The following is a 15,104-nucleotide window of genomic DNA, read 5'->3' as shown; positions in this document are numbered from 1 at the left end:
CGTCCGGACCGGTGCTTAGTCCAGCCAGTAGTTGGGAGCTTCCTTCGTGATGATCACATCGTGGACGTGACTCTCCCGGAGCCCCGCAGATGTGATGCGGACAAACTTCGCTTTTTCGTGCATTTCACAAACCGTGCAGCAGCCCACATAGCCCATCCCCGATCGTATCCCGCCGACCATCTGGTAGATGCTGTCGGACAGGAACCCCCGGAAGGGAACCCGTCCCTCGATCCCCTCGGGAACGAGCTTGAGCGGACTCTCCATCTCGTCCTGGAAGTAACGGTCACGGCTGCCTTCCTTCATGGCCTCCAGGGATCCCATCCCGCGATAGACCTTGTAGCTTCGCCCCTGGAAAAGAACCGTTTCCCCGGGGCTTTCGGCCGTCCCTGCAAAGAGCCCCCCGACCATGACGGAGTGTGCTCCCGCCGCCAGGGCCTTGACGATGTCACCCGAAAACTTGATGCCCCCGTCGGCGATGACCGGAATGCCATGTTTCGACGCTACCTTGTATGTATCGCGGATGGCGCTCATCTGGGGAACCCCGACACCGGCAACGATGCGGGTCGTACAGATCGATCCCGGTCCCACCCCGACCTTCACCGCGTCCACTCCCGCCTCGATGAGCGCCTCGGCGCCCTCTCCCGTGGCGATGTTGCCCGCGATCAGGCTGCAATCCGGGAAATTTCGCCTCGTATCGCGCACCGCATCGATGACCCCCAGGGAATGCCCGTGGGATGTGTCGATGACGATCACATCCGCTCCCGCTGCCAGGAGGGCCTCCACCCTTGCCTCCCGGTCGAGCGTTCCCACGGCGGCTCCCACGCGGAGCCTTCCCAGGGAATCCTTCGACGCGTTTGGATATTTTCTTATCTTTTCAATGTCTTTGATGGTTATCAACCCTTTCAGGTTGTAATGGTCGTCCACGACCAACAGCTTTTCGATCCGGTGCTTGTGCAGCAGCTCCTTCGATTCCTCCAGTCCAATGGTGGAAGAAACCGTAACGAGGTTCTCCCTGGTCATCACATTTGCAACGGGCTGATCCAGTCTCGTTTCAAACCGCAGGTCGCGGTTCGTCAGGATTCCCACCAGTTTCTTGTTTTTGGTCACCGGAACTCCGGAGATTTTATAGCGGTGCATCAGTTCGAGCGCATCGGAAACCTTCCGCTCCGGCTCGATGGTGATGGGATCCACGATCATCCCGCTTTCGGACTTCTTCACCTTGTCCACTTCCAGGGCCTGCCTCTGGATGGACATGTTCCGGTGGATGATCCCGATCCCTCCTTCCTGAGCCATGCAGATGGCCGTGGCGGATTCTGTCACCGTGTCCATCGCCGCACTGACGATGGGGATGTTGAGCTTGATCTCGCGGGTCAAAAGCGTCGTGGTATCGACGTCTTTCGGCATGACTGCCGATTCCGCCGGCACCAGAAGCAGGTCATCGAACGTCAGGGCCTCTCTTACCTGGTCACCCAACATGACTTTTCCTCCCATGTTTCATTCAGGATTTTAAATCTCCGGGAATTTCCGCTGGAGAAGGTCGTAGGCCTGCCCGTTCAGGGACAGATAGAATGCATCCCTCCGGGCATCGTACTCAATGTGCTCGGCCAGCTGGTAATAAGCAGGCCTTGAGAAGCGCGCGGGAAAACGGCCCCCCCTGACCGAACAGTAGGGTACATTCTCCTGTGTCATGGACAGGCTGGCCGGATCGAGGAGTTCAAGTGTGTCGTCGCACAGGAGCAGATCGATTCGTTCTCCGTTCCCGTTGTCTTCCCGGGACCGGTAGACGGCCCGGACAACGAACGGGGTATCTTCCACGTCAATGACGCAGCAGTCGTGCCCCAGATCGATCCAGTACCTCCCCTCTTCGTCGAGTCGGAGGTGCTCATAGAAATAATTGACGATTTCCTTGCGGAACATGACGGCGCCCCGGAAGTACCAGACTCCGTCCCGGTCGATCCGAATATCACAGAGGGGGATGTTTTCCTTCACGTTTTCCATCTTGATTCAGGTTTCTCTCCTGCTGTCGATCCATATCGTGACGGGACCGTCATTGACGAGGCGAACCTTCATCATGGCCTGAAACTCGCCTTGCCCGACTCGGCCGTCGAGCCTGTCCCGCGATTTTCCGACGAAGTATTCATAGAGATCCCTGGCTCGTGCCGGTTCCTCCGCATGTGCAAAAGAGGGCCGTCGTCCTTTCCGGCAATCCGCCAGCAGGGTGAACTGCGAGATAACGAGCATGGAACCTCCCGTATCGACCAGGGAAAGGTTCATTTTGCCGTCCGGATCCTCGAAGATCCGCAGATTGATGATCTTTTCCAGGAGATAATCGGCGTCCGCTTCCCCGTCCCCCTGCTGTACACCCAGGAAGACCAAGAGTCCGGCACCGATTGTGGAAAGGCTTTCTCCTCCGACCGTTACCCCGGCCTCGGAGACACGCTGGATGACGGCCCGCATCTGCAACACCCCGTCTCAATCGCGGCGCATGTTAGCAGCAATCGGGGCGACCTTCAAGCGCTTTGTGTTTCCGGTATCCGGAAAGGACAAGGGGCCCCTTGTCGGGACCCCTCGAAGCTCATCATGCATGCGGGAAAAACGGTCAATCGTTCTTCTGGGGTGCCACGGAGAGGACCTGGGTGATGGGGAGCGCCGCGATATCAAGGAATTTTCGATATTTGGGGCTTTCCGGACTGATCATGTCCATGACCCTCGAATACAGGTTCTCAATGGTGACCTCCCGGCCTTCCTGATGGCTTGGCACCCCGTATCGGATTCTCTTCCGTTCTTCTTCGCTCAACTTGCTCAGAAGATTCTTCGTTGTCCAGATGGAACCGCGACGCGCAAAGTCCGACAGGCGGGATGCATAGTTGACCGAATCCCCCAGAGCAGTGAACTCGACATTCGGGGCTGTGGGGATCGTGCCGAAGAACTCCTGACCTTCGTTGATTCCGATGTTTAGATACAGATCGTTGAACCATCCCTTGCGAAGCTTCCATTCATGGCTGAGGCGCGCCATCTTTTCCTTCAGCTCCACCGAGCAGGCGATTGCGTTCATCAGGTAGTTGGAATCCCGATCCCGGAGAAAGTAATAAACCATCCCGTCGCCGACATGCTTTCCATACGTGCCGTAGTAGCTCCGGAAGGAGCTTTCCATGGTCTTCCAGATATCGTTGATGAGTTCGAAATAATCCTCCGGCGCCAGTTCCGCGCAGATCCTGCTGGAATCCTGGAGGTCGGCTACGAGGACACAGAAGGAGGTCAGGGTGGGCATGCGCTGCTTCATGAGTTCCCGGACGACCTGATCGCGGCTGGACAATAGCTCAGCCACCCCTTTAAGGATCCTTTCCACATTCCCGTACACAAAGAGAATTCCCTCACGAAATATAGCGTAATATACATGATAGGGTTGAGCCTTGCCGTGCAGATTGGGCGTCTCGAGAAAAATGTCTTTCATGGGGTCATGGGGAGCCGTTTCCGAACACCCATAAAGATTTTCCAGATATTCCCTCTCTTCCATGCTCATGTCGCCATACATCTTTTGAAGAAATGTCTTTTCATGCCTGGCCTTCACAAACGACATGTGAAAGGCGCACAGATCGAGATCCATATTCCCCAGGGTTCGGCTCGATGCCCCTCCTCGCAGGAGCAAACGAAACACATTGCGGTTCTCCGCTTCGCGAACCGTGCGGACGGTCCTGCGAAAGATTTTCTCTTCCGCCAGGGGATTGATCCAGTCGACTTCGAAATTGTTGTTCAAAAGGTAGGCGGGACATGGAATATCGTCGATTGTCAGCTGCAGAGACAAGCCTCTCTGCCGGCCTGCATGTACGGTACGTTCCACTCCCTTACTGAGATTATCCCTGCCGCTATCCACTTCTGTTTCATCACGCCCGGCTCCAGGATCCATTTCCGGTGTTCCGGGAATTTGCGCATCATCTCCGATCTTCGATTCAGGGACTTCCTTCGCAACGGGAAAACGAACGCCAAGTTCATCGAGAATACTTTGCATGCTTCTCCCCTCCCTTTTCATTCGCTGCACCGCTTCGATCCGTTCCAGCACGGAAAGCGGAAAGTAGCCGACCCGTCTTGCTTTGACACGTTCTCCTTCCGGCTTTGCGATTCGTGGCCTCGGAATCAGGCCCATCTGAATGTAGTTGTTCAGGGTGGCCCGAGAGATACCGGTCTTCCGCAGGATGTCCAGGCTGCTGATCCAGGAGGCTGAAATCTGATTGTCCAAGTTCCGTCCCCATTCTATAATTGAACAGTCTATATAATTGACATTTGTCGTGTTCGAAAATACCCTACAAAAAATTCCACCGCCTGTCAAGAATTAATATTATACAGTCTAACTATAGAATCAGACCCACCTACCCAATGCATATACACTAGTAATAACTATAGATTGGACAATTCATGTCGCCCCGCCTCCCCTTCAGGCCGGTCGATTTTGGTTGCTGTCCTTTTTCCCGGCCATGTGATAAGGATGAACAAACGAAGCGGGAGATTTGCTGAAATCGATTTTACGTGACACCTCAACCATGAAGAAGATCCTTCTTGTCAATCCCTGGATCCACGATTTTGCTGCTCATGACCACTGGGCAAAACCGATGGGACTCCTCTATATAGCATCGATTCTAAGATCATTAAAATATGATATAAGATATTTGGACTGTTTAATATCATCCAGCAGTTCATATACTGACTCGGGGTTGCCGATGCCAAAGCGAAAGAGCGACGGCAGGGGCGCCTACCACAAGGAAGAAATACCCAAACCCCCGGTCTTCCGTGAAATCCCGAAGCGCTACCGCCGTTACGGTTGTCCCCCTTCCCTGATCGAATCCGCGCTGAGCGGCATGGACGAACCGGACCTCGTACTCGTCACTTCTTTCATGACGTACTGGTATCCTGGTGTGGCGGAAGCCATCGAACACATCCGGACAAGATGGAGAAAGGTTCCCGTCATCCTGGGAGGGGTCTATGCCACCCTCTGTACAGACCATGCAAAACAGCACTCCGGTGCGGACTTCGTCATCCCTGGAGACGGAATCGATGCACTCCCTTCCATACTGGAGGATGTCTTCGACCAGAAACACGACATGCCCACGGGAAAAGACAACCTGGATGATCTCCCCTACCCCGCCTTCGATCTCCTCCCCTTCCTGGACCAGGTTCCCATCCTGACCTCCAGGGGATGCCCTTTCCGCTGCACTTACTGCGCATCCGCCAGGATGGAACCGTTTTTCCGGCGGCGCGACCCCCATGCCGTAGCCGATGAGATCGCCTACTGGCATACACGGCATGGGATCAGGAATTTTTCCTTCTATGACGACGCACTCCTGGTGAATCCGGACGAGATGATTCGTCCGCTCGCCCGGGAGATCATCCGTCGCGGGCTCCGCCTCCAGTTCCACTGTCCCAACGGACTTCACCTCCGGGAATTGAACGAAGAGCTGGGCCGTCTCCTGTTTGAGTCGGGCTTCCGGACCCTTCGTTTCGGCTTTGAAACGGTGGACGTCCTTCGGCAGAGGGAAACGGGAGGCAAGACCGGCTCCGACGACCTGAAGGCGGCGATGGAGTGCCTGCGGAAGGCCGGTTACCGGAACGGCGAGACAGGGATCTATCTGTTGTGCGGGCTGCCGGGACAGGGCGTCCAGGAAATCGAGGAAGGAATCGACTTTGTCCGCTCCTGCGGGGCGAGGCCCATCCTGGCGGAGTACTCCCCGATTCCGGGGACCGCCCTCTGGGACGAGGCCGTGGATGCGTCACCCCATCCGATCGCCGACGAGCCGCTGTTCCACAACAACAGCCTGCTCCCCTGCGCGGAGAAGGAGCTGACGATTCCGGTCTTTCGGGAACTGAAGCGCCGGGCTCTCGTTCCCTTGGATGGATAGCGGGAAAGGTCCGGATCGGAAGGAATCCGGCCCCTCGGGAATGAAAATACATCGAGGCCGGAAAGGAAATGTCCCGCTCTCGGGCTGCAACAGAATGGACGTTCGCCGGCGACTCCGGCCGGCACGGCAAGTCGCCCTCCACGGCAGGAGCGGAACGGTCAGGATCTTGCCTTGCGGAGGATCTCCGTGGCCTGAATGATTTTCATGACCTCCACCGTTCCGGAGGCGGGGAAGAGCTCCAGGGCATCGTTGAGAAGCCTGGGCAGGTGGGACTGGGGATTCACTCCCTGCCCTCCCAGGATCTGCATGGCCTTCTGGGTGACCCATAAGGCCGTCTCGGCGCCTACGGCCTTGGCCCGGGCCGCCCATTTGCCGACCCGGCGCGGCGGGAGTCCCCGATCCAGCGCCGCTCCTGGATAATACACAACCCAACGGGCCTTCTCGATCTCCGTTTCCATTTCCGCCAGCATGAACTGGATGTGCTGCAGCCGGCTGATCGGCCTTCCGTACAGGACCCGCTCCCGGGCGAAACGGAGCGCAATCTCGAACGCGCCTTCAGCTATGCCGAGGCCGATGGCCCCGATGATCGGACGGGAAACGATGAAACTGGACAGCGCAATGGCATGCCCATCTCCTTCCCTGCCGATCAGGTTACCCACGGGGACCCTGCAGTCCTCGAAAACGAGTTCGCTGATCGGGACGGATCGGAACCCCGTCTGGATCTCCCTCCGCCCGATGCTGAAGCCGGCCGTCTTCTTTTCCACGGCCAGCATGCTGGCGCGGTTTCCCGTCCGGACGAGAAGCAGGCAGATGTCCGCGATGCCGCCGTTGGTGATGTAGACCTTTCGGCCCCGGACCCGGTACGCATTTCCATCCCGCACGGCCTCCGTGCCGAGGTTGGCCATGTCCGATCCGCCGGTCGGCTCCGTGGCCGCCAGGCAGACGATCTTCCTGCCCCGGATGACGGGTGCCAGATAACGGACCCGCTGCCTGTCGTTTCCATAGTGTTCCAGGGCATGAACGGGAGCCTGCGTTCCCTCCAGAAAGAAGGCGAGGGAGGGATAGACACGAGAGATCTCCTCGGCGGCGATCAGACCCGCCACGTAACCCATCGCCGAGCCGCCGACATCCGCAGCAGTCGTGGCACCGATGATTCCCAGGGACACCAGGGAAGGAAGCAGATCCCGGGGGAACTCGCCCTTCTCGTCCAGATCCAGGGCTCGGGAAGCGAGTACCTCCTCCGCCATCTTCCGCACGGTCTCCCGAAACGCCTCCAGTTCCACGGTCATCTCAAACATCGCTTCATTCCTCGCCACGGGATGGTTTCTTCCTTTCAGGGCCGTTCTCTACCATATTCGCAGAGGGAATATCCTCCCCTTTCTCCCAGGGCTCCAGAAAACGGCTTCCCGTCCGAGCCCGCCGGGATTCGCTTCTTCCCGCCGTTCCGGGAACGCAACGTCCTCATTGCCGGTTGAAAAAAAAACCGTCACCTGTTAGGTGACAGAAACGAAACGGCAAATCCCGATCCGGCGCGTTGTCCCTGCCGGAGCCCACGGGACGACCGCTTCCGGTCCTGAAAAATCCCATCGAAGGAGGGCGATCATGGATTTCAGACTTACGGAAGAGCAGGAACTCATTCGCAAGAACATGAGGGAATTCGCCGAGAAGTACGTTGATCCCATCGCCGCCGAGATCGACGAGAACAGCCGGCATCCCGTGGAGCTGTTCCGGCAGCTCGCCGAGGGGGATTGGATGGGGATTCCCATTCCCCAGGAATACGGCGGAGCCGGTGCGGATTATCTGACCCATACGGTGGCCGTGGAGGAGCTTTCCCGGTCTTGCTCGTCCACCGGGTTCACCGTGTCCATCCACGTCGGCATTGCCTGCATGCTGATCAACCTCTTCGGCAGCGAAGAACAGAAGAAGAAGTTCCTCGTCCCCATGGCCAGGGGCCGGGATCTGGGCGCGTTCGTCCTGACGGAGCCCGGGGCCGGAACGGACGTCATGGCGGCCACGACCATGGCCGTGGCGGACGGAAACGATTACGTGATCAATGGCACGAAGACCTTCACCTCCAACGGCCCCACGGGCGATACCTACCTGGTCTTCGCCTGGACGGACAAGGCCGCGGGCCGCAAGGGCATGAGCACCTTCATCGTTTCCAAGGAGACCGCCGGGATGAAGGCGGGGGAGCACTTTGACAAGATGGGTCTCCGCTCCTCCCAGACTTCCGAGATGGTCTTCAAGGACTGCCGGGTCCCGAAGGAAAACCTGCTGGGAAAGGAAGGAAACGGCATGGCCATGGCCATGACGGGGTTCGACCACGGGCGCGTCGGGATCGCGGCCCAGTCCGTTGGAATCCTGCAGGCGGCCCTGGACGAATCGATCAAGTACGGCAAGGAGCGCGTCCAGTTCGGAACTCCCATCGCCCGTCACCAGGCCATTTCATGGATGATCGCCGACATGGCGACGGACCTGTCCGCCGCCCGCTATCTCACGTATGCCGCCGCCTGGCTGAAAGACCAGAAGCAGCCCTTCAGCAAGGAGGCCTCCATGGCCAAGCTGTTCGCCGCCGAGGCCGCCATGAAGCACACGATCAAGGCCGTTCAGATCCACGGGGGATACGGGTACTGCAAGGGTGCCAAGGTGGAGCGCCTCATGCGGGACGCCAAGATCACCGAGATCTACGAGGGTACGTCGGAGGCCCAGCGGATGGTGATCTCCGGAAACGTACTCCGTTAGGAAACGAAGGATCGAAATCGGCCGGACGGAGGGGATGAGGATGCCAGTCCTGGTTGCCTGTTTCAAGTGGGTCGTCGATGAGGCGTACATCCGGCGGACCTCCGCAGGAGAACTGGACCTTTCTTCGGTCAGTTACAAGATCAGCGATTATGACCGCAACGCCCTGGAAGAGGCGGCCCGCCTGAAGGAAGCGGCCGGGGGCTCCATTGCCGCCGTGACCGTGGGCATCCCCGAGGCGACCAAGGGCGTCAAGGACGCCCTCTCCCGGGGCGCCGACCAGGCCTTCTTTGTCGCCGACGCCTCATTCGGCGATATCGGCGCCCCCGAAACGGCAGGCATCCTGGCCGAGGTCATCCGGAGCCGCATCGGGAATTTCGATCTGATCCTCTGCGGGGAAGGATCGAGCGACCGTTACGACCAGCAGGTGGGAATCCGCCTGGCGGAGCGTCTGGGCATCCCCTGCATTTCCTTTGTTCAAAGGATCGACCTGGAGGACGGGCGTCTGTTGGCCGAACGGCGTCTGGAGGACGGCATCGAACGGGTTTCCGCCCCACTTCCCGCCGTCGTGACGGTCCTTCCAGACATCAACGTCCCCAGGATCCCCGGTGTAAAAGACACCCTTTCGGCCTCCCGCAAACCCGTCGTCACGATCGGCAGGGAGGAACTGTCCGGATTGCCGGAAGCGCATTTCCGCACCGTGTCGCTGACGGCATCAAGACTGGAACGTCAATGTGAGCGTTTCGGAAATGACGGACCGGAAATCAGCCGCTTCGTCGGGGCGCTCCGGCAAAAAGGGATTCTCCTATAAAGGGGACTTGCCATGGCAGGAATCTGGATTTTCGCGGAACATGCAGGGCAGGCCCTGGAACTTCTCCATGCGGCTCAGAGCCTCGTCGATGCCGGAATGGGCGGGGAACTTACCGCCTTTTCCTGGCCCGGCGGCCCCGCTCCGGATGAACTGGGCGCAGGCGGCGCCGACGAAGTGCTGATGCTGCCGGCCCTGGCCGAAGATCAGCCCCTCGAGGCCTATGCACCAGCCATTCTGGTGGATGCTCGGCAGGAACGGCCGGACCTGCTCCTCTTCGCCGCCACGGCCCGCGGCAAGGACCTGGCGGCCCAGATCGCCGCAGGCCTGGACGCCGGACTCTGCAGCGGATGCATCTCCCTCCACTGGGACAAGGAATCCAAAACTCTGGAGATGGAGCGGCTCCTCTACGGAGGTGCAGCGGTTCAACGGATTGCTCCTCTCGCCTTCCCCGTCCTGGCGGCCGTTCCCCCGGGTACGTTCCGGGCGGGCCCGGGAAATCCGGGCCGGGAGCCCCGGATCCGGCATCTCATGCCCCCGCCGGCTTCACCGGTCGCCGTGCAGGAACGGAAGCCCCGGCAACGGCTGGAGCAGGATATTTCGGCGTCGAAGGTCGTCGTCTGCGCCGGCCGCGGTTTCGAAAAACGGGAGGATCTCGCCCTCGCACGCGAGCTGGCCGATGCCCTGGGAGGGGCCCTGGCCTGCACAAGGCCGCTGTCGGAGGAAATGCACTGGCTCCCGGAAGACCTCTGCATCGGCCTCTCGGGCATCCAGGTCAAACCGGACGTTTACATCGGCATCGGCGTCTCCGGCCAGGTCCAGCACCTGACGGGGATCCGCGGCGCCAAGGTCGTCTGCGCCGTCAACCGCGACGAGCAGGCACCAATTTTTGCCGCAGCCGACCTGGGCGTCGTCGGTGACCTCTATGCGGTCCTTCCCCGCCTCCTTCAGGCATTGAAGGAAGCGGCGTCTTCCTGAAAAGCCGGACGAGCGAAGGAACAGAGAGGCGCATTCATGGGAACACCCCGCTGGTGGATCAGAAACGCAATCATCGCACTAGGATCGGCATTCTTTCTCGCCTTTGGAATCGATACCCTCGTTGGAGCCTATCGTCTCCGGGACGCCCACCTGTTTATCGTTTATTTCTTCTCCTCCAATTTTATCATCCTAATCAGCATGGTGGGGCTTCTGTACCCGATCCTGCAGATACACGCTTATTTCCGGGCCAGGAAAGGCAGAGACCATGATGAAGAAGACGCCTGAAAGACACCTTTTTCTCTTTGTCCTTGCGGGCCTGCTTTTCTGCGGAAGCATCGCCCACGGCCAGGACCTGGAAGACAGGGTCATCCGCAGGGTTCTGCCCAACGGGCTGACGGTTCTTCTTCTGGAGCGCCCCCTGAGTCCTACTGTATCGCTCTACATCCGCTACAAGGCCGGGGCGGTCGACGATCCCGACAGCGGCACAGGAGCCGCGCACCTGCTGGAGCACATGCTCTTCAAGGGCACCGAGTCCATCGGTCCCCTGGATCGGGCCGCGGATGCGGAGCTTCTGGAGCGGATCCTCCAGACGGGACGAGAGCTTGATCGGGAGCGTGCCCGGGGGAATCGGGCCGACGCGGAAAAATTGAAGGCCCTGTCCGCCCGTTTGCAAGACCAGCAGTCGCGCCATCGGAAAACGTTCCGTTCGAATGAAATCGACCGGCTCTACACCATGAACGGCGGCGTGAGCCTCAACGCCTCCACGGGACAGGACGTGACCACCTATCACGTCAGCCTTCCTATGAACCGCATCGAGCTCTGGGCCAGGATCGAATCGGACCGCATGATCCGGCCGGTGTTCCGCGAGTTCTACTCCGAGCGCGACGTGGTTCAGGAGGAGCGCCGGCAGCGTACCGATGCGGACCCGGAGGGCCTCCTCTACGAGCGCTTCATGGCTGCCGCCTTCATCTCCCATCCCTACAGGAGACCGATCCTCGGCTGGCCTTCCGACATCGCTTTCCTCGATCCCGCGGTGCTGCAGTCTTTCCTGCTCCATCACCATGCCCCGAACAACACCGTCATCGCCGTCGTCGGTCGAATCCGCCCGGACGAGGTCTTCCGCCTGATCGAGCGGTACTTCGGAGACATTCCCAGGCAGGAGATTCCCCCCGGCCGCCTCACGGAGGAACCTCCCCAGAAGGGCGAACGGAGGATCCGGGTGCATTTCGACGCCCGTCCACAGCTCATGATCGGTTGGCACAAGCCGGCGCTTCCCCATTACGACGACTATGTCTTCGACGTCATCGAGGCGCTGCTTTCCCGGGGCCGGACGTCCCGGTTCTACAGGAACCTGGTCGAGGAAAAAGGAGTGGCGGAAAGCGCGGCCGCATCGAGCAGCCTGCCCGGCTCCCGGTATCCGAACCTGTTCGCGTTCTTCGGAACGCCCCGGGAGCCGCATTCGCCGGAAGCGCTGGAGAAAGCCGTCTATGCGGAAATCGCCAGGCTCCAGGAGGAGCCGGTACCGGAAAAGGAACTGGCAAAAGTGAAGAACCGGATGCGGGCTGATTCCATCCGGGAGCTTGCATCCAACGAGGGAATGGCAAGCAGGCTGTCCTATTACGAGGCCGTTGCCGGCGACTGGCGGTATATCACCGGACACCTGAAGGCCATCGACCGGATCACCGCTGAGGACGTCCAGCGGGTTGCCCGGACGTACCTGATCCCGGATAATCGCACCGTGGCCGTGCTGGAGAAAAAACGATGAGGCGTCTGCCGGCTGTATTGCTTGCGTTTGTGCCAATCCTTCTTCTCTGTTTCCCCGTGGCGGCAGCGGGCGCGGAGCCCCGCCGGACTGCACCGGCGTCTCTCGTTTCTCCGGACAGCCTCTCCTATCCGCCGCTGGAATTTGAGGTTCCACGGGCCGACCGCTTCCGGCTGAAAAACGGAATCGTCGTTTTTTTTCTTCAGGACCGCGAGGTCCCGATCGTCAATATCCAGGCCTTTCTGAAGGCGGGGTCCCTTCAGGACCCGGACGGCAGGGAGGGGCTGGCGGAGCTGACCGCCACGGTGATGCGTACCGGCGGCATCCGTTCCCTTCCTGGACGCGAAGTGGATGAACGCCTGGACTACCTGGCCGCCGAAGCCGGTTTGGCTGCGGGTCCGCAGGCCGTCACGGCGACCCTGTCCATCCTGAAAAAGGACATCGAGGAGGGGATGGCGATCTTCGCCGGCATGCTTCGCAGCCCTGTCTTCGAGGAGGACAGGCTGCGCCTGGCAAAGGAACTGAAAAAGGAGGAACTGCAGAGGATCGCCGACGATCCCCAGCGCCTGGCCTTCCGTGAATTCAACCGCTTTTTCTACCGGAACAGCCCCTGGGGCCGTATGAGTTCCCTGGCGTCCATCGACGCCGTCCACCGGAAGGACCTGGTCCAGTGGCACCGGCGCTACTTCTCCCCGCGCAATCTCTGGATTGGCGTAAGCGGCGACATAACCCGGGAAGAAGCGGAGGCCGTCCTCGATCGCCATTTCGGAACCTGGACCGCCCCAGAGGCTGTCGGGATGGAGACGCCCCCACCCGCTCCCCAACGGCGCGGAATCCGGCTCGTTCCCAAGGAGACGCCGCAGTCCATCGTCATCGCCGGCTATCCGGCCCCGCCGAAAGGCGCCCCGGACTCTCCCGCCTTCGAGGTCCTCGATTTTCTCCTGGGAAGCGGCGGCTTCTTCTCCCGGATCTTCCAGGAGGTCCGGACCGACCGCGGGCTTGCCTACAGCACGGGCAGCTTTTACCGGAGCCGCACGGACCACGGACTCTTCGGCTCCTATGCCTTTACCGGAACAAAGACCGCCATACCGGTTCTGTCGCTGCTGGAAAAAATCATTGGGGAGAGCGGGAAAGGCACCTTCACGGAAAAAGACCTGAAGCTGGCCCAGGATTCCCTGCTCAACAGCTTCCTCTTTTCATTCCATTCGTCCGGACAAATCGTCAGGAGCCGCCTCTCCGTCGAATTCGACGGCCTTCCCGCCGATTATCTCGAGACCTACCGGGAACGGATCCGCCGCGTCACCCTTGACGACCTTAAGAGGGCGGCGAACCGCTGGCTGGACCCCGGACGGGCCTCGATCCTCGTTCTGGGCAATTCCCGTGAATTCGAAGGCGGTCTTGAGCCGTTCGGAGACGTTTCGACGGTTCCATAAACGGAATGCCCCCGTCCGAATCCGATGGAAAGGGCATCCCGATCCGATCAAGCGGGGGACGGTCCCTTTCCAGCCATCGTTTTCTTTGCCTCCGGTCTGTTCCTGTGGTAGTAATCGCGCTCTGTTTATCTTTCAAGGGACAGGAATCAAACGACCATGATCCGGCAGGACCTTTACCATCGCATAGCCGCACGCATCGATCGCTACGAAGCGGACATGATCCGCCTCCAGACCGAGTTGACCGCCATCCCCGCCCTCGCCCCGGAAAACGGCGGGGACGGAGAATACAAAAAATCGCGGCGTCTGAAAGAGCTGCTCGGGGAATACGGATTCCCGGAGGTCCGGGAGATCAACGCCCCCGACGACCGCGTATCCGACGGCGTCCGCCCGAATCTGGTAACTCTGATCCCGGGACGGACCAGCCGGCGGGTCTGGATCCTGACACACATGGACATTGTTCCGCCGGGCGAACTCTCCTTCTGGGAGGGAGATCCCTACACGGTCCGCGTTCATGACGGCAAGGTCTTCGGAAGAGGAACCGAAGACAACCAGCAGGACTTGGTCGCCTCGGTCTTCGCCGCCAAGGCATTCCTCGATGAGGGGATCACCCCGGAGGCGTCCATCGGTCTGGCCTTCGTGTCGGACGAGGAAACGGCCAGCCACAAGGGCCTCGATTACATCCTGCAAAGTCCTGAAAATCCTTTCCGAAGGGACGATCTCCTGGTGGTTCCCGATTCAGGAAACGAAGACGGCTCCCTGATCGAGATCGCCGAGAAGAGCATCCTCTGGCTCTGCATCACAACCATCGGGAAGCAATGCCATGCCAGCAGGCCCGACATGGGCGTCAATGCCTTCCGGGCGGCGTCCCATTTGGTCGTTCGCCTGAACGGACTCCATGAGCGTTTCGGAGCCGCCGATCCCCTCTTCAATCCTCCCCGGAGCACCTTCGAGCCGACCCGGAAGGATGCCAACGTCCCCAACGTCAACACGATTCCCGGTGAAGACGTCTTCTACCTGGACTGCCGGGTTCTCCCGCAATACGACCTTGGCGAAGTCGAGACGGTCATCCGCTCCATGGCCGATGAAATCGAGAAGGGGTTCGGTGTTTCCATCTCTGTCTCATCGGTGCAGAGGATCCAGTCTCCCCCTGCAACCCCGCACTCGTCGCCGATCGTCTCCGCCCTCAAGGAGGCCATCCGCGATGTGTACGCCGTTTCCGCCGAGCCCCGGGGGGTGGGGGCCGGCACCGTCGCCGCCTTCTTCCGGGCCGCCGGGTATCCCGTGGCCGTCTGGAGCCGCTGCCGCTACATGGCCCACCAGCCGAACGAATATGCCCTTCTGTCCAGCATGACGGGCAATGCCAAAGTCTACGCCCACCTGGCCCTCCAGGAAACGGAATCCTGAACCGGAACGTCTTCCTGCTGCCGGCGCAGAACCAGCGGCGCTTTTCCCGGATACCGGGACGCCGATGTACCACCACATTTCCATTGACA

General features: G+C 60.0%; 14 protein-coding genes. 9 read left to right on the top strand and 5 right to left on the bottom strand.

The window, feature by feature from the left end; all coding sequences use genetic code 11:
* Positions 1 to 15: 15 nt before the first annotated feature.
* The 4 genes from guaB to PLO63_07620 all read right to left on the bottom strand — a co-directional run bounded on the left by guaB (position 16) and on the right by PLO63_07620 (position 3,328).
* A complete protein-coding gene (guaB, locus tag PLO63_07635) occupies positions 16 to 1,476 on the bottom strand; it encodes an IMP dehydrogenase (GenBank protein HOI74002.1) in 1,461 nt (486 codons plus the stop codon).
* A 30-nt stretch (positions 1,477 to 1,506) separates the two neighbouring features.
* Complete coding sequence (locus tag PLO63_07630; protein ID HOI74001.1) at positions 1,507 to 1,998, bottom strand: DUF1285 domain-containing protein; 492 nt, start codon at positions 1,996 to 1,998, stop codon at positions 1,507 to 1,509.
* Positions 1,999 to 2,004: 6 nt separating this feature from the next.
* On the bottom strand, positions 2,005 to 2,457 hold the full coding sequence (gene dtd / locus PLO63_07625) for a D-aminoacyl-tRNA deacylase (protein ID HOI74000.1): 453 nt from the start codon (positions 2,455 to 2,457) through the stop codon (positions 2,005 to 2,007).
* 142 nt (positions 2,458 to 2,599) lie between these two features.
* Positions 2,600 to 3,328 (bottom strand): adenylate/guanylate cyclase domain-containing protein, encoded by a 729-nt coding sequence (locus PLO63_07620; GenBank protein HOI73999.1) that lies wholly within the window; start codon positions 3,326 to 3,328, stop codon positions 2,600 to 2,602.
* Between the two features lie 69 nt (positions 3,329 to 3,397).
* Between PLO63_07620 and PLO63_07615 the strand changes: the two genes are divergently transcribed.
* Positions 3,398 to 4,222, top strand: coding sequence for a hypothetical protein (locus PLO63_07615; protein HOI73998.1), 825 nt, complete (start codon positions 3,398 to 3,400; stop codon positions 4,220 to 4,222).
* Between the two features lie 493 nt (positions 4,223 to 4,715).
* Positions 4,716 to 5,891: a radical SAM protein gene (locus PLO63_07610; GenBank protein HOI73997.1), complete on the top strand. Its 1,176-nt coding sequence runs from the start codon at positions 4,716 to 4,718 to the stop codon at positions 5,889 to 5,891.
* Positions 5,892 to 6,049: 158 nt separating this feature from the next.
* On the opposite strand, the gene PLO63_07605 is transcribed toward PLO63_07610, so the two are convergent.
* Positions 6,050 to 7,207 (bottom strand): acyl-CoA dehydrogenase family protein, encoded by a 1,158-nt coding sequence (locus PLO63_07605; protein HOI73996.1) that lies wholly within the window; start codon positions 7,205 to 7,207, stop codon positions 6,050 to 6,052.
* A gap of 286 nt (positions 7,208 to 7,493) precedes the next feature.
* On the opposite strand from PLO63_07605, the gene PLO63_07600 reads away from it, so the two are divergent.
* The 7 genes from PLO63_07600 (at position 7,494) to PLO63_07570 (ending at position 15,015) form a co-directional block, all read left to right on the top strand.
* Entirely contained in the window at positions 7,494 to 8,633 is a 1,140-nt protein-coding gene (locus PLO63_07600; protein HOI73995.1) for an acyl-CoA dehydrogenase family protein, read from the top strand.
* 40 nt (positions 8,634 to 8,673) lie between these two features.
* Entirely contained in the window at positions 8,674 to 9,441 is a 768-nt protein-coding gene (locus PLO63_07595) for an electron transfer flavoprotein subunit beta/FixA family protein (GenBank protein HOI73994.1), read from the top strand.
* Between the two features lie 12 nt (positions 9,442 to 9,453).
* The gene (locus PLO63_07590) at positions 9,454 to 10,416 is read left to right on the top strand and encodes an electron transfer flavoprotein subunit alpha/FixB family protein (GenBank protein HOI73993.1); all 963 of its coding nucleotides are present in this window, start codon (positions 9,454 to 9,456) and stop codon (positions 10,414 to 10,416) included.
* Between the two features lie 36 nt (positions 10,417 to 10,452).
* Positions 10,453 to 10,701, top strand: a complete 249-nt coding sequence (locus PLO63_07585) for a hypothetical protein (GenBank protein ID HOI73992.1) — start codon at positions 10,453 to 10,455, stop codon at positions 10,699 to 10,701.
* Positions 10,682 to 12,181, top strand: coding sequence for a pitrilysin family protein (locus PLO63_07580; protein HOI73991.1), 1,500 nt, complete (start codon positions 10,682 to 10,684; stop codon positions 12,179 to 12,181). Before PLO63_07585 ends, PLO63_07580 begins: the two co-directional genes overlap by 20 nt.
* On the top strand, positions 12,178 to 13,611 hold the full coding sequence (locus tag PLO63_07575; GenBank protein HOI73990.1) for a pitrilysin family protein: 1,434 nt from the start codon (positions 12,178 to 12,180) through the stop codon (positions 13,609 to 13,611). The genes PLO63_07580 and PLO63_07575 overlap by 4 nt, the downstream gene beginning before the upstream one ends.
* Before the next feature lie 156 nt (positions 13,612 to 13,767).
* Positions 13,768 to 15,015 (top strand): M20 family metallo-hydrolase, encoded by a 1,248-nt coding sequence (locus PLO63_07570; protein ID HOI73989.1) that lies wholly within the window; start codon positions 13,768 to 13,770, stop codon positions 15,013 to 15,015.
* The last annotated feature ends 89 nt before the right edge of the window (positions 15,016 to 15,104 follow it).

It is taken from the genome of Syntrophales bacterium (assembly GCA_035363115.1).
Lineage (GTDB): Bacteria > Desulfobacterota > Syntrophia > Syntrophales > PHBD01 > PHBD01.
Note: the sequence above shows the minus strand (reverse complement) of the source record. Positions and strands in the feature narration are given on the sequence as shown.